This window comes from Coprococcus sp. AF16-22, from assembly GCF_003461545.1.
Lineage (GTDB): Bacteria > Bacillota > Clostridia > Lachnospirales > Lachnospiraceae > Coprococcus > Coprococcus aceti.
The window spans coordinates 214-20,557 of the sequence record NZ_QTXH01000017.1 but is presented as its reverse complement, the minus strand read 5'-3'; the positions used below and the strand labels follow the sequence as shown (position 1 = coordinate 20,557).

At 41.9% G+C, this 20,344-nt stretch carries 20 protein-coding genes; 17 read left to right on the top strand and 3 right to left on the bottom strand.

From position 1 onward, the window contains the following. The first annotated feature begins 216 nt into the window (after nt 1-216). From DWW60_RS12920 to DWW60_RS12880, 9 genes are all read left to right on the top strand, one after another. Complete coding sequence (locus tag DWW60_RS12920; protein WP_243002971.1) at nt 217-576, top strand: hypothetical protein; 360 nt, start codon at nt 217-219, stop codon at nt 574-576. 15 nt (nt 577-591) lie between these two features. After that, nucleotides 592-960 carry an ACT domain-containing protein gene (locus DWW60_RS12915; RefSeq protein ID WP_117875532.1) on the top strand — a complete coding sequence of 123 codons (369 nt, stop codon included), beginning with the start codon at nt 592-594 and terminating at the stop codon, nt 958-960. A 186-nt stretch (nt 961-1,146) separates the two neighbouring features. Next, entirely contained in the window at nt 1,147-1,884 is a 738-nt protein-coding gene (locus DWW60_RS12910; RefSeq protein ID WP_147341862.1) for a hypothetical protein, read from the top strand. 679 nt (nt 1,885-2,563) lie between these two features. Then, nucleotides 2,564-2,947 carry a hypothetical protein gene (locus DWW60_RS13750; RefSeq protein ID WP_243002970.1) on the top strand — a complete coding sequence of 128 codons (384 nt, stop codon included), beginning with the start codon at nt 2,564-2,566 and terminating at the stop codon, nt 2,945-2,947. Nucleotides 2,948-2,982: 35 nt separating this feature from the next. Beyond that, nucleotides 2,983-3,918, top strand: coding sequence for a DUF4268 domain-containing protein (locus tag DWW60_RS12900; RefSeq protein ID WP_055143869.1), 936 nt, complete (start codon nt 2,983-2,985; stop codon nt 3,916-3,918). Nucleotides 3,919-3,943: 25 nt separating this feature from the next. Next, entirely contained in the window at nt 3,944-5,023 is a 1,080-nt protein-coding gene (locus DWW60_RS12895) for a PDDEXK nuclease domain-containing protein (RefSeq protein ID WP_055143871.1), read from the top strand. 25 nt (nt 5,024-5,048) lie between these two features. Next, on the top strand, nt 5,049-5,885 hold the full coding sequence (locus DWW60_RS12890; protein WP_243002969.1) for a DUF3658 domain-containing protein: 837 nt from the start codon (nt 5,049-5,051) through the stop codon (nt 5,883-5,885). Nucleotides 5,886-5,990: 105 nt separating this feature from the next. After that, complete coding sequence (locus tag DWW60_RS12885) at nt 5,991-6,263, top strand: hypothetical protein (RefSeq protein WP_117875528.1); 273 nt, start codon at nt 5,991-5,993, stop codon at nt 6,261-6,263. A gap of 184 nt (nt 6,264-6,447) precedes the next feature. Continuing rightward, complete coding sequence (locus DWW60_RS12880; protein WP_117875527.1) at nt 6,448-7,824, top strand: sodium-dependent transporter; 1,377 nt, start codon at nt 6,448-6,450, stop codon at nt 7,822-7,824. 132 nt (nt 7,825-7,956) lie between these two features. Here the strand turns inward: DWW60_RS12880 and DWW60_RS12875 are convergent, their stop codons facing one another. Together DWW60_RS12875 and DWW60_RS12870 are read right to left on the bottom strand one after the other, a co-directional pair. Continuing rightward, nucleotides 7,957-9,504: a M56 family metallopeptidase gene (locus DWW60_RS12875; RefSeq protein WP_158565915.1), complete on the bottom strand. Its 1,548-nt coding sequence runs from the start codon at nt 9,502-9,504 to the stop codon at nt 7,957-7,959. 10 nt (nt 9,505-9,514) lie between these two features. Further along, nucleotides 9,515-9,874: a BlaI/MecI/CopY family transcriptional regulator gene (locus DWW60_RS12870; RefSeq protein WP_015533249.1), complete on the bottom strand. Its 360-nt coding sequence runs from the start codon at nt 9,872-9,874 to the stop codon at nt 9,515-9,517. A gap of 217 nt (nt 9,875-10,091) precedes the next feature. Between DWW60_RS12870 and DWW60_RS14120 the strand changes: the two genes are divergently transcribed. The 4 genes from DWW60_RS14120 (at nt 10,092) to DWW60_RS12855 (ending at nt 12,665) form a co-directional block, all read left to right on the top strand. After that, complete coding sequence (locus DWW60_RS14120) at nt 10,092-10,217, top strand: hypothetical protein (protein WP_015533248.1); 126 nt, start codon at nt 10,092-10,094, stop codon at nt 10,215-10,217. Between the two features lie 37 nt (nt 10,218-10,254). Further along, the gene (locus DWW60_RS12865) at nt 10,255-10,680 is read left to right on the top strand and encodes a ketopantoate reductase family protein (protein WP_330410573.1); all 426 of its coding nucleotides are present in this window, start codon (nt 10,255-10,257) and stop codon (nt 10,678-10,680) included. Nucleotides 10,681-10,798: 118 nt separating this feature from the next. Further along, nucleotides 10,799-11,998, top strand: a complete 1,200-nt coding sequence (locus DWW60_RS12860) for a cation:proton antiporter (RefSeq protein WP_117875525.1) — start codon at nt 10,799-10,801, stop codon at nt 11,996-11,998. A 1-nt stretch (nt 11,999) separates the two neighbouring features. After that, nucleotides 12,000-12,665, top strand: coding sequence for an HAD family hydrolase (locus tag DWW60_RS12855; protein ID WP_243002968.1), 666 nt, complete (start codon nt 12,000-12,002; stop codon nt 12,663-12,665). Nucleotides 12,666-12,736: 71 nt separating this feature from the next. Here the strand turns inward: DWW60_RS12855 and DWW60_RS12850 are convergent, their stop codons facing one another. After that, nucleotides 12,737-13,615 carry a LysR family transcriptional regulator gene (locus DWW60_RS12850; protein ID WP_117875523.1) on the bottom strand — a complete coding sequence of 293 codons (879 nt, stop codon included), beginning with the start codon at nt 13,613-13,615 and terminating at the stop codon, nt 12,737-12,739. Between the two features lie 408 nt (nt 13,616-14,023). Here DWW60_RS12850 and DWW60_RS12845 point away from each other — a divergent pair, with 408 nt between their 5' ends. The 4 genes from DWW60_RS12845 to DWW60_RS12830 all read left to right on the top strand — a co-directional run bounded on the left by DWW60_RS12845 (nt 14,024) and on the right by DWW60_RS12830 (nt 19,770). Beyond that, entirely contained in the window at nt 14,024-15,307 is a 1,284-nt protein-coding gene (locus DWW60_RS12845) for an adenylosuccinate synthase (protein WP_015533243.1), read from the top strand. Nucleotides 15,308-15,547: 240 nt separating this feature from the next. Continuing rightward, entirely contained in the window at nt 15,548-17,755 is a 2,208-nt protein-coding gene (locus DWW60_RS12840) for a glycoside hydrolase family 36 protein (RefSeq protein WP_117875522.1), read from the top strand. 180 nt (nt 17,756-17,935) lie between these two features. Next, a complete protein-coding gene (locus tag DWW60_RS12835; RefSeq protein WP_117875521.1) occupies nt 17,936-19,276 on the top strand; it encodes an MATE family efflux transporter in 1,341 nt (446 codons plus the stop codon). Nucleotides 19,277-19,554: 278 nt separating this feature from the next. After that, the gene (locus DWW60_RS12830) at nt 19,555-19,770 is read left to right on the top strand and encodes a CPBP family glutamic-type intramembrane protease (RefSeq protein ID WP_117875520.1); all 216 of its coding nucleotides are present in this window, start codon (nt 19,555-19,557) and stop codon (nt 19,768-19,770) included. Nucleotides 19,771-20,344 lie beyond the last annotated feature (574 nt).

The following is a 20,344-nucleotide window of genomic DNA, read 5'->3' as shown; positions in this document are numbered from 1 at the left end:
GAGCAGGAAGTAGAAATCTACTACCGCTTCATCGGCAAAATCGACTGACCTTTCTTTTTTACCAAACAATATCTTTAATTAAGGGAAACGGGAAATGGTTTTCCGGAAGTTTCATTACTGTTGCCGTTATGTGATGAATTAGAGATAACAGTGAATGAATTACTATCTGGCGAAAGAGTATCTGAAGAGGAGTATCGAAAGAAAGCGGAGGTTAATATGGTGAATTTAGTTAGAGAGGCACAGGAAAGCAAAAAGAAAATTATTTTGTCTGCAATGGTCGCGACACTTACGATAGTTGCGGCATTTCCATTGTTTTTATTGTCAGGAATTCTGGAGATGGAGAATTGGCTGAGGGTTCTGCTTATCGCAATAGGGTTAGTAGTGGTATGTGGCGGAATAGTGATTGCGTGTATTCTTGATAGAGAGGCAGGAGCATTTGAATGCCCTGATTGCAACACAAGGTTTGTTCCGGATATGAAGTCATATGTAATGGGAGCACATACATTGACAAAGCGTAAATTAGTTTGTCCTCATTGTGGCGCACATAGATATTGCAAAAAGGTGCTTACAAAATAGATTCAAGGAGAGGTCATGGAGATAAAAAAGATTGATGAAGAATTTTCAGTGTGTCAAGTGGAGGATTACACATATGCTAATCTCGATTCTGAGTATTGTTTTATAGGGAAAACTGATGAGGAAAAGTCTCTGGTATGCTCGGTGGGTGAAGTGCCGGCAAATGTTATAAAGCGTGATGACGGCTGGAGGGCCTTTCGCATTCAGGGAGTACTGGATTTTTCTTTGATCGGGATTCTGGCTAAGATCACATCTGTTCTGGCGGATAACGGAATTTCGATATTTGCAGTATCCACATATAATACTGATTATGTTATGGTGAAGAAGGAGAATTTTCAAGATGCACTTGAAGTTCTGGCGGCAGCAGGGTATGAAATTGTGGATTGAGAGTTGATAGATAATTTCAGTGAAAATGAAGATTGAATTAAATAAATTTAGGAAGGAGCTAGATTATATTTGAGGGGCTGGATAAAAAATAATTATAAAATGATCTTAGTAGTATTGGCATTTGTTATTATAGGACCAATAATTATAAATTGCCTTTTTAAATTGCATCCATCAAGAGAATTTTTTGTGGCAGAATGGGACGCTTCAGCAATGCTTTCTTATTATGGAACAATAATTGCAGCTGTAATTGCTATTTATGGTATTTTTATCACAATACGGTATAGTCAAAAGAGCTACAAGGATGATGTTCGAGACAGGACAATGCCATTTATTGTTATAGATATGTTGAAAACAAGATCGAGAACTAATCTGTTTAAATCAAAAGATACAAAAATTTGTGCAAAGCAAGTAGAAGGATATTATGAATATAAGCTTACAGATTATTACTGTATCCTAGAAAATGGTGTAATTAGATACAGCACTGGACTGACAAAAACTCAGCAGGAGTTGCTGGATAACGGGGGAACGAGATGGGTTTATTCTGAAAATGGCGGGAGATTGCAAGTAGTGGACGACATTTGTGTGCCGTTTGAATTTGAAAATGTTGGAAATGGTGCTGCAATACGGATGCGATATGGCTTAAATCGTAAAGAGACTATTGAACATGATAGAAAATATTTACCAGTTTTATCATTAAAACCTAATACGCCGATGATGTTTCATTTGTTTTCAGAGAATTGTTCAGAAAATAGTGAAAACTTGGGGAGGTATGTACTCTCATTTTATTATGATGATATTTATTCAAATAGTTATGAACAATATTTTGAAATAAGTATTGAATATGATAATGAGAAAAAACGCCCTGTATGTTCGATAGATATGAGCCACGTTCAAAAATTTTTAGAAAGAAAAAATAATGGATAACTATTGAAGAGGTATCTGATTATTTTATGCAGAATTTTAGGAAAGGATTTTCTGTTGGAAATCTAAAAAACTCGACAATCTTATAAGGTTTATTTTTTAGTCCAAATTGGCGAAACAGTGTTTAGCAAATTCAAGAATTCGCTATCGGTTAGCATAGAACTTAGGGCAGATGCGGATGAGAGCTGGGTAGCAGAATCGATGAAGAGGTTATCAATGTAGCTAAAATAGAATTTCATGCAGATAAGCTTACTATTGAAGCATAGGTATCTGCCCGGTCTTTATATGAGAAGAATGGTTTCAGACAATCGTCGGAAGAATTTCTGGAAGATGATATATCATATATTCAGATAGTGTTAGAGTTGTAAAGTTTGACTTATAGTTGGAGGAATAACAAATGGACTATGCCTTATTACAAAAAATATACAATATCAAGTCATTTGTAGGATATACAGATGAGGAGATAAAAGAGCTGAGAGCGGGATTTGAGAGCATCCCACATACGCTATATGAGATATGGAAGAAATGTGGTAAAACAAGCGAGTTGTTCAATCATAGCAATGATCCCTGGGTTACTCTTGATTTTCAGCGCAGGTATAAATGGACAAGGAAGACAAAAGGATATTTTTATATATTGAATGAGAATCAAGGTGTATATCAGGTCGCGATCAGAAGGGCTGATATGGCTGAGGATGATCCACCTGTGTATGTCGTGGAAACGGATGACGATGGCACGGTCAACGAGATCGGCCAGGCTGAAAATAGTTTGTCTGCATTTATGATGGGAATGTTGATATATGAGGCGGCAATATCCTGTTTTGAGTTTTGCGCAGAGGATATTATCTGGTATGATGATGGTGACATTGAAAAGGTAGATGGCATATTAAATAAATATCCTTATCATGTTTATAACTGGTATTCTGACAGAATTGATCTATACACGAAAACTGATGAAGAAATCTTGTTTGTTATGCAGGGAGATTCTCCGAATGGTACATATTCAGCACGGACAGAAACGGCATATCATGAGATTGACAGATTAATAGGTGGTATTGGGGAAAGATAAAGTAATTATACTGATGTGAAGGATGGGATAAAGAAATGGCAACTATAAAAATGGGAAAATTGGTCGAGGTTGATATCAGAAAGTTATGGGGACATGAACAGTATGATTTTTCAAATTGGCTTGCGGATAAAGAGAACCTTGAATTACTAAACGAGACAATAGGATTAACGCTAAGTGAAGTTGAAAAAGAAGTTTATGTAGGTGCATATAGATGTGACTTGGTAGGGAAAGATGAGGTTACAGGAGAAAAAGTAATCATTGAAAATCAGCTTGAAGCATCAAATCACGATCATCTTGGCAAAATTATTACATATGCTTCCGGGTTGGATGCAAATGTTATTGTATGGATTGTTAAGGAGGCTCGTGAGGAGCATAGAAGTGCTATAGAGTGGCTTAATAATAATACTGCCACGAATATCAATTTTTTCCTGATTGAGGTGCATGCATATCAAATTGGAGATTCACTTTATGCACCAAAGTTTGAAGTGGTTGAAAAACCAAATGGATTTATAAAGAATGCCAAAACTCAATCTGGATCAGGTGAATATAATAGATCACAATCAGAAAGGCTGGAATTCTGGAATAGATTTAACGAAATAGTTGCGGAAAGAGGAAAGCCATTCAATGTCAGAAAAGCATCCACGGATCATTGGTATGATATAGCTATAGGGGTAAGTGGGTGTCATGTTGCATTAAATCTTGTAAATAAGGACAGTTGTGTTGTGATTGAGTTGTATATAAATGATGATAAAGAATTGTTCGATCATTTAGAATTGTCGAGAACAGAGATAGAGTCTAAGTTAGGATTAAAGTTAGATTGGCAAAGACTGGATGACAAAAAAGCCTCACGTATCATGTACAGGTTACCTGGATTAAATTTCGACGACCATTCAAATTATGATTATTTAATGAATGAAATGATAGACAAAGCAGTGTTGTTTGTTAAGGTATTCAAGAGATACATAAAATAAGCACAAAGATTAAGGAGCGTGGATTATGAGTAAGAATGAAATTGCTACCATAGATCATGTATTCCTGGAAAGCGTTTCTGATGTATTGTTACAAGCAAGGAAGAATGCTAAAACGGCAGTTAATCTCACTATGGTATATGCCTATTATGAAATTGGCAGAATAATCGTAGAGGAAGAACAGCGCGGAGAACGGAGAGCAGCATATGGACAGCAACTCTTGAAGGGATTATCTGATTATTTAACACAGAATTTTGGAAAAGGATTTTCTGTTGGAAATTTAAAAAATATTCGTCAATTTTATAAGGTTTATTCTGCGGATCAAATTGGCGAAACTGTGTTTAGCCAATTCAAGGATCTTCCATCGATTAACACGGGAAGAAAATTTTATCTTAGTTGGTCACATTACTTGAAATTGATGCGAATAGAAGATGTTGATGAGAGGCATTTTTATGAAATTGAAGCTGTAAAGAATGACTGGAGCTTGCGTGAATTAGAGAGACAGTTCGATAGTGCTCTGTATCACAGAATTTTACTTAGTACTGATAAAGATAAGATTCAGAGACTATCTGTGGAGGGACAGATAATAGAGAAATCTTCTGATTTGGTTAAAGATCCTTATGTTTTAGAATTTTTGGGGCTGGAGGATAAAAGTGAGTATTCAGAGAATGAACTGGAAACGAGGTTGATCAATAATCTGCAGTCATTTCTTCTAGAGTTGGGCACCGGATATACTTTTGTAGCCAGACAGAAAAGATTTACTTTTAATGAAGAACATTTCAGGGTAGATTTAGTGTTTTATAATAGAATGTTACGATGCTTTGTTCTTTTTGATTTAAAGATAGGTTCGCTGAAACACCAAGATTTAGGACAGATGCAGATGTATGTGAATTACTATGATCGTTATGAAAAGCAGGAGGATGAAAATCCTACTATAGGAGTTCTACTTTGCCAAGACAAGGACGATTCTATGGTGGAATTGACTCTTCCAAAGGATTCAAATATATTTGCGTCGAAGTATCAGCTTTATTTACCAGATAAAAAGCTACTACAGGATAAACTGGGCGAATGGGTAAAAGAATGTGATGCAGATAAATGCACAAAATAGAAACGAGGTTCAAAAGGAGCAGATTATGGTAGAGATACTATTTGGAGAAAGTTCGGCAGGCTCCATGAAAGCGGCAAAATGCGAGAATGTGGAATATAAGAATGGACAGCCACCGTGGATACAGGGTTCTTCTGACGAGGTGATCTGCCTTGGTTTCATGCTGGACATGGGCTACATAGGCGAGGCAGTTGACAGTCAGTACCGCAAGGATTTTATCTACTCAATGTATGCTCAGAACCAGTGGGAGCAGGATGAGGAATACGAAAATGAACTTAAGAAACTTGGCAATGTGTACGCCGGTGAACTTGCAAGGCTTATAAGATTTCTTGAGGGTGGTGAGCCGGTAAGAATATGGTACAGTGACGCTCCATATTCAAGGTGTGGATTTTATCATGTATGCAGCATCCTGAAGAACTATCCAAATGAAGTGACTGTTGTCACGCAGCCAGAGCATGTTGTGAAGAAAAACGTCATAGTGTCGTATCATAGCTGGAACGAGGTGGCGGCGGAGGAATTCGCTGGGTTCCTCGGAAATGAGAGGAAACTCACATCAGATGAGATAAGAATGTATGCGGAGATGTGGGGCGAGCTTGTCCTTGAAAATGCACCGCTCAGGGCTGTGGTAAACGGAACTGTGCTCAGTGTGTCAGAGGATTTCTACGATTTTATTATTTGGAACAGGCTGACTGAAAAGCCTGTTAAGGAGTGCAGGCTGATCGGAGATATTCTAGGACAGGTTCCGATTGGAATCGGCGACTGGTGGTATGCGGCGAGGATAGAACATTTCATCAGGCAGGGCAAGATAAAGGTTGTGGAGGATTCGGAGAATAAGTATGCACGTTTGATAAAAGGGTATTTGTAGAATGGAGACTGAGAATAGCGTGGATAAAGAAAAATCCAATAAAAATGTATCCGTTTGCTCTGTGCAAAAAAAGCAGAAAAGCATCCCGGAAAACAAGGACAATTTATGATCGGGGTAAAGAAGGTTGCTGAATCAGAAGTAGCTGTGCTGATGGATATGCTGGGGGATCTCCCTATGACACATATTTTTCAGGAAGATGGTTTATATCTTGATGGAGTAGTACAGGGGATAAGGGCCTTTGGAGATAACCCCAAGGCGGTCTCAAAGGAAGTATTTTATCGCGATGCGGCAAAAATAAATGGTTTGTCAACCAAACAAAGAGAGTTCTTTGAGAATTTCTATCTTAAAATAGAAGAAATTATAGAGGGTAGGGAATAAAAGATATTACGTGTTGGACATTATAACAAATGGAGTGTTGAGGGCGAGATGTCAGCAGTTTGGATGATGTTCAAATATATAGTGGCTTTTCCTCTCGGGTCATGTTAGAATCACATGTATATGCAAATAAATGTGGAAGGAAAGATTACGGGGATTAGTTCCAGGTAAAATATGGTGAAGGTATATGGAAGATATGAAGAATGGTAAGCGAAGTTCATTTTCGGGCAAGCTGGGGTACGTGCTGGCGGCGGCAGGTGCATCTGTGGGTCTTGGAAATATATGGAGATTCCCTTATCTTGCGGCAAAGTACGGCGGGGGAATTTTCCTCATAATATACATCGTGCTTGCACTTACATTTGGTTATACTATGATAGTTGCGGAGACGGCGATCGGACGAATGACGAGAAAGAGTCCGGTTGGAGCATTCAAATCATTTGGAAAGAAGAAATGGCTGTCGTTTGGCGGCTGGATAAATGCTGTTATCCCCGTGCTTATAGTGCCGTACTATTCGGTTATCGGCGGCTGGGTCATCAAATATCTGGTGGAGTATTTCAGAGGAAATGCAAAGCAGCTGGCTGAGGATGGATATTTCACCGATTTCATATCAAATGGTGTGTCAACGGAGCTGTGTTTCATGGCATTCTGTGCATTTACACTTATCATTATATTTGCCGGTGTGCAGAATGGAATAGAGAGGGTATCCAAGATCATGATGCCTATACTGATCGTTTTGTCTGTCATAATTGCGGTATATTCCGTGACAAGACCGGGTGCACTTGCAGGAGTAAAATACTTCCTTGTGCCAAATGTGAAGAACTTCTCGTGGATGACAGTGGTTTCTGCCATGGGGCAGATGTTCTACTCGCTTTCCATTGCCATGGGAATACTTATAACATTTGGCTCTTACATGAAGAAAGATACGGCGATAGAGGATTCTACCAGAAATGTAGAGGTATTCGACACTGGTATAGCGATCATGGCGGGACTTATGATAATCCCGGCGGTATTTGCATTCTCTGGGGGAGATCCGGATACCCTTCAGGCCGGACCATCACTGATGTTTATCACTATTCCAAAAGTATTCCAGAACATGGGATTTGGAACTGTCATAGGAATCGTGTTCTTCCTGCTCGTACTATTTGCTGCTGTCACAAGCTCCATAGCACTTACTGAGAGTGCAGTGTCAACATTTGAGGATGAGCTTGGATGGGGAAGAAAGAAGGCAACAGTGCTTGTGGGAGTTATCATGCTTGTGCTTGGAAGTCTGTCATCCCTGGGATATGGCCCGCTGGCAGGAATCAAGATCATAGGCATGCAGTTCCTTGACCTGTTCGACTTCCTCACCAATTCGGTGATGATGCCTATAGCGGCACTTCTCACAAGCCTGCTTGTGTCAAGGGTAGTTGGAATAGATAAGATAGAGGCGGAGATAATTCACGGCGAGAGTGCCTTCAGGAGAAAGAAGGTATTTGTAGTCATGATCAAATATCTCTGTCCTGTATTTGCCATCATTATCCTGCTCAGCTCTGTTGCAAATGCACTTGGCTGGATAAAGATGTAGACATGTATATAGATAATAAAGCCGCCCTGTCTGATACGCGTTATATGTATTAGACAGGGCGGTTTGTTATGCTCAGTATTTCTAGTTCTTTGTTGCGATGGCATTCAGATCTGGACTGACACTCTTGGTAGTTTAATTGGCTGTAGCTTGGAACTCGCTGACCTCATCCTGGCAGTCCGTCATAGTGCGCTCAATGGACTTAAGTGATTCATTTGTCTGAGCCACGGATTCGCTGACCTCATCCTGGCAGTCTGTCATAGTGCGTTCGATGGACTTAAGCGATTTTTTTGTCTGAGCTATGTCAGCTGGATTGTAGCTGACCATCTCGTCATCTTGTCCGTCTATGGATTTGGAGTATTTGGCTCCGTTCTTGATATCCTCCAGAATGCCCTCGTACATGGCGATCGTCTCATTTACTCTATCCTGTGTCCACACATATTTTTTGCCACCGGATATATATGAACTACCGATGATACTTTTGAGCTCGACTTTTTCGTTCTCAAGCCATGCCTTATACTCGTCGTATGTCCACCACTCAATATCAGGAGTTGGGAACTTTTCTTCAAACTCGGCGTCGGTCATGGCTTCAAATGTCTTTCCATTATCAAAGCTGTAATATGTCTTGCCGTCATCCGGATTTATATAGGACATTATTGTCTCCGTATCAACCGTGTCTGAAAAAGTGGTATTGGTAGTATCTGTAGCTTCGGTGACCGTACTGGATTCATCGCCCTTGGCCGATGTTGCAAATACTGTCACTGTTCCGGTGACTAAGACCATCGCTACAGCGAATGATATGATAGTCGTCTTTTTTGTTTTCATAATTGCTGTTATCCTTTCTTCGATTGCGTTTCTGCTAAAGTGGTTGCAGAGTGGCATAAAACCGCCCTTTGTCTCCTCCATACTGATCAGAGCCTTTGCGTAGGACGCCCTGCTTGTGCCTCCGAAATGGTGAATCACAGCCTCGTCGCAGGATAGCTCTATGTCTCTGTTGGCGAGAAAGTACATAATCCATACCAGAGGGTTAAACCAGTGTATGCAGAACGTGGTGATCAGCAGAAACTTGGTAACTGTGTCAAATCTTCTAATATGTATAAATTCATGTCCCAATACGTAACACAGGGTATCTTCATTTTCCCAGTCAGTTTTCTTGGGCATAAGAATCACTGGATGCCACACGCCAAATGTAAGCGGTGCCGAGATCAGATCTGACTGTCGTATGGACAGCTTGCGTTTTAAATTGTGAGTCTCCAGCCATCTGCGTGCAAATGCATTTTCAACTGGTAATGATGTCTGAAATTCCCTGTAGCATCTGATATATGCCGAGATAAAAAATACCGCGCAGAGAACAAGTCCTGCCACCCAGATGATATCCCACGCTGAAATCGTGAGAGCAGGAATCTGAGATTGAGGTGCCTGGGTGGAGACAGACCCTTGCGTATTGATCGGCATGAATCTGACAGCCGGTGTTTCATTTATGTCAGAGACTGTTTTCTTTCCCAGCAGAGAATAGATGCTAAACTTAGATGGACATGAAAATGGTATTAGCAGCCTGATGATCGTGATTCCCCACAGTATCAGGAATGTCTTTTTAGGCAATCGGTTAATTGCCAGAGCGCGAATGACTGTGATCACCATGATCATGACAGCCCCGGCAACGCTCATTTGCAGTAAGCTCATATTCATCACCTCACTCCAAATCGTTGACGATCTGTTTTAGCTTTGCGATCTCCTCAGGGGAAAGCTTCTTTCTGCCGAGAAGAGCAGCAAATAGTTTGTCGGCAGATCCGTCGTAGACCTTATTGATAAGTTCAGTTGTCTCGGCCTCCTGTACCTCCTCCTTTGGTATTATGGCGTGGCACATGAAATTAGGCTCAGAGCGTTCAATTGCTCCTTTTTTGATGCACCTCTTGATCAACGTATATGTAGTGTTCATGTTCCAGCCAATTTCTTCTTTCAGGACATCGGAGATATGTTTGGCAGTTGTGTCGCCCTCGTCCCAGAGGACTCCCATCACCTTAAGTTCTGAATCAAAAAGTTTTATATCCATATGTGTTCTCCTTTGCAAACTACTGCAGTAGTATTATGTCTTTATAATACTTTTCAGCTAATAAAATGTCAATACTACTGGAGTAGTTTGAATTAAAATTAATATTTGCAGCATGGTGTGACTGATTCTGGCAGGTGATAAGATTTTGAAAGTTGACAGGATTTCTGTCCGGTTTTTATAATAATGTTTATGAGTACATGAAAGAAGGATTTTACATATGGATATAAAGAAAGTTGCTATCTTAGGAGCCGGAGCTGTAGGCTCTTATATGATATGGGGACTCTCAGAAAGAGATGACATAGAGCTTGGAGTTATAGCCGAAGGCGAGCGTCAGGCTGTTTGATGGAACAGGACTTCACTACACGATATCGGATCATATCATGGTTGATCTGTGGAGCAAATTCAGACTCAACGTGTGCAACAATCTGCCACAGGCTATCCTTGGTGCGGGAGTGGGCTGTTACAGGGACAGTGAACACATGAGGATCATAAGCGATGCACTCAAGTCTGAACTTGAGGCGGTGGCTACGGCGAAGGGGATAGACCTTTCACTTGCCGAAGGGCCATCGGTGCACGGAAGTGCGGTTCCACCTTCAGCGAGATATTCGACACTTCAGGATCTTGATTCTGGAAGGCATACAGAGATAGATATGTTCTCGGGTGCACTAGTAAGAATGGGAAGAGAGCTTGGAATACCGATGCCTTACAATGAATTTGCGTATCATATGATAAAGGCGTTGGAGGAGAAAAATGACGGGCTGTTTGACTACGAGGGCAGGGAGAATGAGAGAACCTGTGCAAGGTGATATGCTTCGACGGCTGTATTGATGGTATGTTAGTATTGATACTGACTGGTGTAAGCTTTTTTTTCATAATAAGAAAATGCTTTGATACATTTGCTAAATTAAGGAGGTATTGTCTATCATGTTGACATCGCTTGCACTCATTTTCATAGTCGGACTGGCGATGGGCGCCATCTGTCAGAGGCTTAAGCTGCCGCGCATCATAGGAATGCTGGCGACGGGAATCGTTCTTGGCCCGTATGTGCTGGATTTCCTTGATCCGTCCATATTGTCCATATCTGCGGATCTCAGAAAGATAGCGCTTATCATCATACTTATCAAGGCAGGACTGTCCCTTGACCTTAAGGATCTGAAGAAGTCGGGACGCTCGGCGGTGCTGCTCTCATTTGTTCCGGCATCATTCGAGATCATCGGATACATACTGTGCGCACCAGTTATACTTGGAATAAACCGCACAGAGGCAGCGGTCATGGGCGCGGTGCTAGGCGCGGTATCACCGGCGGTCGTTGTTCCGAGAATGGTGAATCTCATAGAGAAAAAGTACGGAACTGACAAGGCGATTCCGCAGATGATACTTGCGGGGGCGTCCTGCGATGATATATTTGTCATAGTGCTTTTTACCACATTTCTCAGCATGGCGCAGGGCGGAAGTGCTCATGTCATGGATTTCGTGAATATACCAATATCCATCGTGCTTGGAGTACTGCTTGGCGTGGACGTTGGATATGGACTTTATCTGTTCTTTGAGACTTCCTATGCAAGGAAACACTGCGTGAGAAACAGCATGAAGGTCATCATCGTGCTGGGATTTTCGTTCCTGCTTATAGCGATAGAGGGATGGCTTGAGGGAAAGGTGTCGGTGTCGGGACTCCTTGCGGTGGTGGCTATGGCATGTGTCCTGAAACTCAAATGTCCAGAGTCGGTGTCGGGAAGACTCTCACAGAAATTTGGAAAGCTGTGGCTTGCGGCGGAGGTCATATTGTTCGTGCTTGTGGGTGCGGCTGTGGATATCAGATACACCCTGGCAGCAGGACTTCCGGCGCTCCTTATGATATTTGTCGCACTGGCATTTAGAATGGTTGGTGTTCTGATCTGCGTGGCACATACATCACTTACATGGAAGGAAAGGCTGTTCTGTGTCATCGCGTATCTTCCGAAGGCTACAGTTCAGGCAGCCATCGGATCAGTTCCGCTTGCGGCAGGGCTGGCATGTGGTAATATAGTATTGTCGGTTGCCGTGCTGGCGATCGTGGTGACTGCGCCGCTTGGAGCGATAGGAATAGATGGAACGTACAAGCATTTGCTTGGTGAGGATGAATAAGATGAATAATAAGATAAAGAACATTATATTTGACATGAACGGCACAATGATATTTGACGGAAAGTATCATGAGATAGCATGGAAGGATTATGCGGAGAAGCTTGCTGGCAGACAGATGAGCACGGAGGAGTTTCAGCATCATGTGCTGGGGCACACGAACAAGGATATTCTGGAATACCTCATGGGAAAGGGTACGCTAACCGAGGAGAGGATACTTGAACTTACCGAGGAGAAAGAGGCTATGTACAGAGAGATGTACATGGAAGATACTGCAAACTTCAAGCTGGTGGACGGCCTAGTGGCATACCTTGATAAACTTAAGGAAAAGGGGATAAATATGAACATAGCCACAGGGTCAAATATGACAAATCTCGCATTCTATTTTAAAAAATTTGGTCTTGGCAGATGGTTTGACATAACGCTGTGCGCATACGACGATGGAACCATGAATGCTAAGCCGGCCCCTGATATGTACATCCGGGCCATGGAACGCATCGGAGCAGTGCCGGAAGAAACCATGGTCATAGAGGATGGACCGTCGGGAATCCGGGCAGCGGTGGCAGCCGGAGCAGGATATATAGTGGGAATCTATGGTGACTCATCAAGAGAACTGCTTGAAGAGACAGGGCTGTGCCATGAACTGATTCCAGATTATAGAAATATGTGATAAGAATAGGGCGTGTTCAAATGGACGAACATGCTCTATTTTACTATGATATATGGGTGTGGGGATGATTCCTACAACAACTCCATAAGTTTATTTGCAGCAACGCTCATACCACGGCGCCTGTCACTGATGATACACATGTGACGCTTTGGTATGGGCTTTTTAAATTGCAGGCGGAACAGGTCGCCGCGGTCTATATAGCTCTGGGCAAAGTCTGCCATGATGGAGCCGATGCCGAGATTTCTCATGACGAACTGGGCAATCATATCGCTGGTAGAAAGCTCGAATTCGGGTTGCAGAGTCACACCCTCATGGCTCAGGAATGTGTCGACATATGCGCGTGTGCTTGTGTCGTGTTCCAGACAAATGATCGGAAGCTCGTCAAGCTCGTGGTAATCCAGAGTTTTGCCCTGAAGATATGAGAACCTTGGTCCGGCGATGAAGATGTCCTCGATCTCCCTTGCCTGCCTGATCTCCATGTGAGGATCTGCAGGAAGAGGACTGGTGACGATACCGAAGTCTATGTTGCCTGAGAGCAGATGGTTTATCGTGCTGGGAGTCGGAGCATTTGTGACATGAACCTTGATCCCCGGATATAGCTGGTGGAAATGCTCCAGATATGGCAGGAGATAGAACTGCAGTGTCATATCGCTTGCACCTATCCTTATCTCGCCGGTCTCCATGTGGAGGAGCTGTGAGAGCTGCTGCTCACCCAGGGAGATGGATTCATATCCCGCTGCGACGTGGGAGTAGAGGATCTCTCCGGCATTTGTCAGTGAGACGCCCTTCTTGGTTCGGATGAACAGTTCTATGCCGATCGCCTGCTCCAGAGCTTTGACCGCCTGACTTACGGCTGGCTGGGATATACACAGCTCTCTGGCTGCAGCGGATATACTGGATGCTTTGGCAACGTGGTAGAAGATCTTGTAATATTCGAAATTTATGTTCATTTATAATTTCCTCCAGATTCAATAGAGATCGTTTAATATGTGTGTGTCAACAATATGTTTTATTGCAAAATAATTAAGGACTTTTTACCGTTCTATAATGGTACGATTGAAATAATTTTGCTTAAAAAATTATGCATATATAATATAAGTAAAATGGTGTTTGAGGTGGACAAAATCCATCGTATTTACAGTTTATGTTGGTTTCCGCAAAATGTAAAGATAAATATAAGATACACTTATAATAAATATAAATAATATTGATTTTACTTATGACATTATAGTGTTATAATGAGAAGGTATTGTGAGTGATTTGCTTATAAATATTATGTATAGGCAGAAACATTTGAACAGCCACAATACGGATATCAGAAAATATTTCAAAATGCTGCGAAAGCGAGGAAAAGTATTATGGTAAGAGCGGTTGTAGGAGCCAATTGGGGCGACGAAGGAAAAGGTAAGATCACAGACATGTTAGGCCAGGAGTCAGACATAATCGTAAGATTCCAGGGTGGTGCCAACGCAGGACACACAATTGTCAATGACTATGGTAAATTTGCTTTACATACACTTCCATCAGGAGTGTTCTACAGTCACACAACAAGTATCATTGGAAATGGTGTTGCACTTAACATCCCTCTTCTTTTCAAGGAGATAAAGTCCATCACAGACAGAAATGTACCAATGCCTAAGATCCTTGTATCTGACAGAGCACAGATGGTTATGCCATACCACATTCTCTTCGACGAATACGAGGAGGAGAGACTTGCAGGTAAGTCATTCGGATCAACAAAGTCAGGAATCGCTCCATTCTATTCAGATAAATATGCAAAGATCGGTTTCCAGGTAAGCGAGCTCTTTGATGAGGAAGCACTGAAGGAGAAGATCGAGAGAGTTATAGTACAGAAGAACGTTCTTCTTGAGAACCTGTATCACAAGCCACTCTTAAAGGCTGACGATATATTCAACACACTCATGGAGTATAAGGAGATGGTTGCTCCTTATGTATGTGACGTATCAGCATACCTCTATGAGGCGATCAAAGAGGGCAAGAACATCCTTCTTGAGGGTCAGCTTGGTTCACTGAAGGATCCGGATCACGGAATCTACCCTATGGTTACATCATCATCAACTCTGGCAGCTTACGGTGCCATCGGTGCAGGTATACCTCCATACGAGATCAAGCAGATCATCACTGTATGTAAGGCATACTCAAGCGCAGTAGGAGCAGGCGAGTTTGTAAGTGAGATATTTGGCGACGAGGCAGATGAGCTCAGACGCCGCGGCGGTGATGGCGGTGAGTTTGGTGCAACAACAGGAAGACCTAGAAGAATGGGTTGGTTCGACTGTGTGGCATCAAAGTATGGCTGCCGTATCCAGGGAACAACAGACGTTGCATTTACAGTACTTGATGTACTTGGATATCTCGATGAGATCCCGGTATGTGTAGGCTACGATATCGATGGTGAGGTTACAACAGACTTCCCAACAACATCAAAACTCAAGAAAGCAAAGCCTGTATATGAGACACTTCCAGGCTGGAAGACAGATATCAGAGGAATCAAGAAGTACGAGGATCTTCCAGAGAACTGCAGAAAGTACATTGAGTTCGTTGAAGAGCATATCGGATTCCCAATCACCATGATCTCAAACGGTCCGGGAAGAAACGATATCATCTACAGAAACGCAAAGTAATTTGACCTGATTCACAGGGAAATCAAATAACAGAAAAATAACAGGGACACTTTCCAGTAGGAGATTATTAGGGAGTGTCCCTTTTGTTGTTGGAAATGGATTTCTATTTGTGGTGTGAGGAGATTGTGGAATATTATTATATTTGTTATGATTATTTTATCGGCTTTCCGATAAAAGTTCTAGTGGATAGGGCGATGTGCAAAAAAAGCATATTGCAAATTTATTGCATGGAGGAGAAAAATGAAATACATCAAAATCAATGAAAACGGAATTCATATTGTATTTGGAATTACAGATAAAAATCAGATCAAATTGCTGCATTTTTCAAAAGCAGAATTTGATGAAAATGATATTTGCAAATTTGGAAAGGAATGTAAGGCAGAAGATCTGGTAAGAAAAGAGCAATTTATCGATGAGGCTTTTCAACTTGTACAGGTAAACCTTGCCGGATATAATCGCCCATATGAAAAGCATGGAAATAAACATATTTGTACAGCACCGGGATATTTATTGACCTATGCGGGGATGGAAGACAGTTGGAATGAGATTGGACGTAAGATAACCATTTATCAGGAAGATAAGGAAGAGACACATGTCCGCGTAGAAACAAGAATGCAGTTTTATAAGGGCACTTCTATCGTTCGTATGGTCAATAAAGTAATCAATGAAGACGATAGTACACAGTGTCTGGAATATCTATCTTCATTTTGCTATACAGGAATTGAAAAAGAGGGAAAAAGCAATTCCGATGCGAAAATGAGAGTGCGCATTCCTTATAATGGATGGCAGAAAGAGATGAGTATCAAAGAATATAAGTTCGGAGATGTAGGACTGGCGCAAACACAACCCGGGGTATACCAGCGTACTTCACAGGTGCTTGAAGTATCGAATACCGGAAACTGGTCTACGAAGAAGTATTTACCATTAGGGTATGTAGAAAATACAGAGGCACATACAAGCTTATTCTGGCAGATTGAACATAACGGTTCCTGGCATTATGAGATCAGTGATCAGAATACGCATTTTTATGTCTGTGTCAGCGGACCGACCGAAGTACAGTCTCACTGGTTCAAAAATCTCGCGCCGGGCGAATCATTTGAATCGGTACCGGTTGCTGTGGGTGTGGCAGATGACAGCTTTGAAAAAGCAATGGGTGAGCTGACAAAATATCGCCGTATGATTCGAAGACCAAATAAAGATGATGAGAATTTACCGGTTATTTTCAACGATTATATGAATTGCCTGTTTGGTGATCCGACAACGGAGAAAGAACTTCCGCTGATTGATGCGGCTGCGGAATGCGGTTGTGAATACTATGTGATAGATGCCGGTTGGTATGCTCCCGGAGAATGGTGGGACAGTGTCGGCGAATGGCAGGAAAGCAGGGAGCGTTTTCCGAATGGAATTAAAGAAGTAACAGATTACATTCGTCAAAAGGGAATGATACCGGGCGTCTGGCTGGAACTTGAAGTGATGGGAATCAATTGTGAGAAAGCAAAGAATGCTCCGGATGACTGGTTCTTTATCCGTCATGGAAAGCGTGTATATGACCGTAGCAGATATCAGCTCGATTTTAGGAATCCGGAAGTCATCGAACATGTCAATGAAGTGATCGATCGGGTAGTCAAAGATTACGGAGTGGGATATATCAAGATGGATTATAACATTGAACCGGGCATAGGTACTGAACTTGGCGCGGAAAGTGTGGGGCAGGGACTGCTTGAACATGAAAAAGCATATCTAAACTGGCTTGATGATGTATTTGCACGTTATCCGGATCTGGTAATTGAAAACTGTTCCAGCGGAGGCCTTCGCATTGATTATGCGTTGCTCTCCAGATATAGTATCCAGTCTACATCGGATCAGGAAGATTACCGGAATTATGCGACGATAGCAGCAAATGCTGTGGCAGGAGTTACTCCGGAACAGGCGGCAGTCTGGTCGTATCCGATGCGCCAGGGAGACAAGGAAGAAGTAATTTATAATATGATAAATGCCATGCTGCTTCGTATTCATCAGAGTGGTCATCTGGCACAACTTCCGCCGGAACGTCTTGCATTAGTGAAAGAGGGAATTGCCTGTTATAAGACGATTCGTCAGGATATCAAATATGCGATACCTTATTGGCCGATTGATATTGCTGACAATGAGGATATGTGGGTATGCGGAGGCCTTCAGCTTGAAAACAAAGCATATCTTGCAGTATGGAAGCGGCAAATGGAAGGAAAAAATAATGACAGGTACATGAAAGCCGGCATAAACTGCACAGATGATAGTTTGTCCATACCATTGGACAGTATTCCTTTTATCAGAGACGATATGCAGGTATCCTGCATTTATCCTAAGAAGGAACCGGTTGATTTTGAATTCAAAGGAAATGTATTAACGGTGCATTTTAAAAAGCCTGTTATGGCAAGACTTTTTGAATTAAGAAAGGGTATTGTTTAATAAGGCGGAATCTGATTCATCGTTTTGAATTTTATAGATTCCACTTGTAGATGTTTGAAAATGTGATACTGGAAAATGAAACAATAGAGGACGCAGAATTTGTTGGCTGTGAATTTAAAAAATGGTATTTGTTGTAAATAAGGACAAGTGGATTAATATTCAATTTGGAGGAATAACATAATGTCAAAAGATGAGTATTTGATCACAGATGCACCGCTTAAAGCGCTGACTGTTTTTGCAATGCCTATGATCTTGGGCAGCTTTTTTCAACAAGTGTATAATATGGCTGATTCAATAATAGTTGGCCAGTATGTCGGATCATCTGCACTTGCGGCTGTTGGCGCATGTGCAGCCCTTACAAATGTATTCATTTGCGTGGCGCTCGGTGCCGGCGTAGGTGCGGGCGTGCTTGTGAGCCGCTATTTTGGAGCCAGGGATTATAGTAAAATGAAAACAATAGTATCAACATCGCTGATAAGTTTTATGATCCTAAGCATACTTTTGGGTGTATTTGGTCTTATCTTTTCACGTTCGATGATGACGCTGCTTCAGACACCTGCTGACATACTGGATGAAGCGGTGCTGTATCTTCGTGTTTATTTTGCCGGATTTCCATTTTTGTTTATGTATAATATTCTTTCAACAATGTTCAATTCAATCGGTGAATCAAAGATACCGTTGGGCCTTTTGATATTTTCTTCTGTCTTGAATATTGTTATGGATCTTTGGATGGTGGCAGGCCTCGGCCTTGGCGTTTTCGGTGCAGCCCTTGCAACTCTCATTGCTCAGGGAATATCCGCAGTGTTTTCACTGTTGATTTTTCTTTGGCGGATGCGTCAATATAAAGGCCGTTTTGATTGGTTTGACAGGCACGAGTTACATTCCATGCTTAGAATTGCCGTACCATCGGTTCTTCAGCAGTCCACAGTGTCGATTGGTATGATGATCGTTCAGGCAGTTGTAAATCCATTCGGCACACAGGCGCTTGCAGGTTACTCAGCAACGATGAGGGTAGAGAATGTTTTTTCACTGATATTTGTATCCATTGGAAATGCAGTTTCACCGTATGTTTCTCAGAATCTTGGCGCAAAAAAAATCAAACGTATCAAAAAAGGATATCGGGCTGCGTTGGTGTTGGATATGTGCTTTGCGATCATCGCATTTATAGTCATTGAAACACTGCATACTCAGATTTCATCCTTATTCCTTGGCAAAGATGGAACCGCTTTGGCATATCAGGTGTCTGGGGGCTATATGAGATGGATTGGCTACTTTTTCATCTTCATGGGAATCAAGATGGCAACCGACGGGGTCCTTCGAGGACTTGGGATCATGCGACCATTTCTCATTGCAAATATGGTCAACCTCGCGATTCGTCTGTCAGTTGCCCTGATTTGTGCGCCCCGTTTTGGTATCGAATTTGTCTGGCTTGCGGTGCCGGCGGGATGGCTTGCAAACTTCCTGATCTCTTATATGGCTCTCAGAAAGTCGTGGCCGGTTGATAAAGCAATTGGCGAATGATCGGTTTGGTGCAAAGGAATGTCTGTTTTGCGAAGTTTTTTTCCAAAAAAAATTGACACAGTATACTGACCAACATATAATCGTTCTAAAAAGTGTCTGCTGATTAATGAGAAAATTAAAATTTAAGCTTAATCAAACAATTCAATTTTGTCAGCACAAACAATAATTAACAGCGTTAAGGCGTATGGAAATTAAAAATCCATACGCCTTATTTTTTTCAAATCTGTGCCTGCGCGTGAGCGCCGGTACTCAAATAAATTTTCAAAGGAGGAGTTGCCATGCTGTTAAATGCCTTTGCAAGCGTGCTGTCAAGCAGCCAGAGCAGCGGAATGGAAGATACGACAGTCTACCCATTCTGGCTATCCCTAATCTGTTTTGCAATAGTACCGGCAATCATTGAGGAATACATCTTCCGGGGGGTGATACTCGGCGCTTATCTGAAAGTGGAGATGATGGCGGCGGTTCTGAATAGCAGCCTACTACAAAGCATTTGATTTAAGATGGTATGGGTGATATAGTCTGAAATGTAAACATTTTGCTTAACTATAGGGGATTGATGGGAATGCGATTGATTTATTATTCTTGGATATTGATTTGATTACGACCAGCGGCGTAGATATAGGACAGTATATTCGGCATAGACTGAATAATTACAGCATGGAGATTGTGTTTATGTGTCTTCTGAGAAGGATAATGCAGAGCCGGAATGAGCAGCAGATAGTGCCGAGTGTGGCTCTGATAATTGTGCCGATTATCAGTATATGGTCAACTGCGTAAATCAGGGAGACATTTTCTTACCACCAAAGATGATTCGTATAATCATTGCATGGGTTTACAGAGTGTACAGGATGTTTTGAATCAAAATAATGGTGAGATAGGAGATATCGTACATCTGTTGTGTGCGAGAAAGAGAAATGGGAACATTGGAAGTGGACAAGAGTCTTAAAGCGGCGTTTAAGGAAACGCTGGAGCCGCATGGGTTCAAGAAAGTTAAGGGGAGGTATCCGCACTTTGTGAGGATGGCAACGCCCGAGATTATTCAAGTAATTAACTATCGGCTGGAGCAGG

Coding starts and splice junctions, on each gene's coding strand:
- DWW60_RS12920 (WP_243002971.1), top strand. CDS start 217: ATGGTGAATTTAGTTAGAGAGGCACAGGAAAGCAAAAAGAAAATTATT.
- DWW60_RS12915 (WP_117875532.1), top strand. CDS start 592: ATGGAGATAAAAAAGATTGATGAAGAATTTTCAGTGTGTCAAGTGGAG.
- DWW60_RS13750 (WP_243002970.1), top strand. CDS start 2,564: ATGGCTGAGGATGATCCACCTGTGTATGTCGTGGAAACGGATGACGAT.
- DWW60_RS12900 (WP_055143869.1), top strand. CDS start 2,983: ATGGCAACTATAAAAATGGGAAAATTGGTCGAGGTTGATATCAGAAAG.
- DWW60_RS12895 (WP_055143871.1), top strand. CDS start 3,944: ATGAGTAAGAATGAAATTGCTACCATAGATCATGTATTCCTGGAAAGC.
- DWW60_RS12890 (WP_243002969.1), top strand. CDS start 5,049: ATGGTAGAGATACTATTTGGAGAAAGTTCGGCAGGCTCCATGAAAGCG.
- DWW60_RS12885 (WP_117875528.1), top strand. CDS start 5,991: ATGATCGGGGTAAAGAAGGTTGCTGAATCAGAAGTAGCTGTGCTGATG.
- DWW60_RS12880 (WP_117875527.1), top strand. CDS start 6,448: ATGGAAGATATGAAGAATGGTAAGCGAAGTTCATTTTCGGGCAAGCTG.
- DWW60_RS12875 (WP_158565915.1), bottom strand. CDS start 9,504: ATGAGCTTACTGCAAATGAGCGTTGCCGGGGCTGTCATGATCATGGTG.
- DWW60_RS12870 (WP_015533249.1), bottom strand. CDS start 9,874: ATGGATATAAAACTTTTTGATTCAGAACTTAAGGTGATGGGAGTCCTC.
- DWW60_RS14120 (WP_015533248.1), top strand. CDS start 10,092: ATGGATATAAAGAAAGTTGCTATCTTAGGAGCCGGAGCTGTAGGCTCT.
- DWW60_RS12865 (WP_330410573.1), top strand. CDS start 10,255: ATGGTTGATCTGTGGAGCAAATTCAGACTCAACGTGTGCAACAATCTG.
- DWW60_RS12860 (WP_117875525.1), top strand. CDS start 10,799: ATGTTGACATCGCTTGCACTCATTTTCATAGTCGGACTGGCGATGGGC.
- DWW60_RS12855 (WP_243002968.1), top strand. CDS start 12,000: ATGAATAATAAGATAAAGAACATTATATTTGACATGAACGGCACAATG.
- DWW60_RS12850 (WP_117875523.1), bottom strand. CDS start 13,615: ATGAACATAAATTTCGAATATTACAAGATCTTCTACCACGTTGCCAAA.
- DWW60_RS12845 (WP_015533243.1), top strand. CDS start 14,024: ATGGTAAGAGCGGTTGTAGGAGCCAATTGGGGCGACGAAGGAAAAGGT.
- DWW60_RS12840 (WP_117875522.1), top strand. CDS start 15,548: ATGAAATACATCAAAATCAATGAAAACGGAATTCATATTGTATTTGGA.
- DWW60_RS12835 (WP_117875521.1), top strand. CDS start 17,936: ATGTCAAAAGATGAGTATTTGATCACAGATGCACCGCTTAAAGCGCTG.
- DWW60_RS12830 (WP_117875520.1), top strand. CDS start 19,555: ATGCTGTTAAATGCCTTTGCAAGCGTGCTGTCAAGCAGCCAGAGCAGC.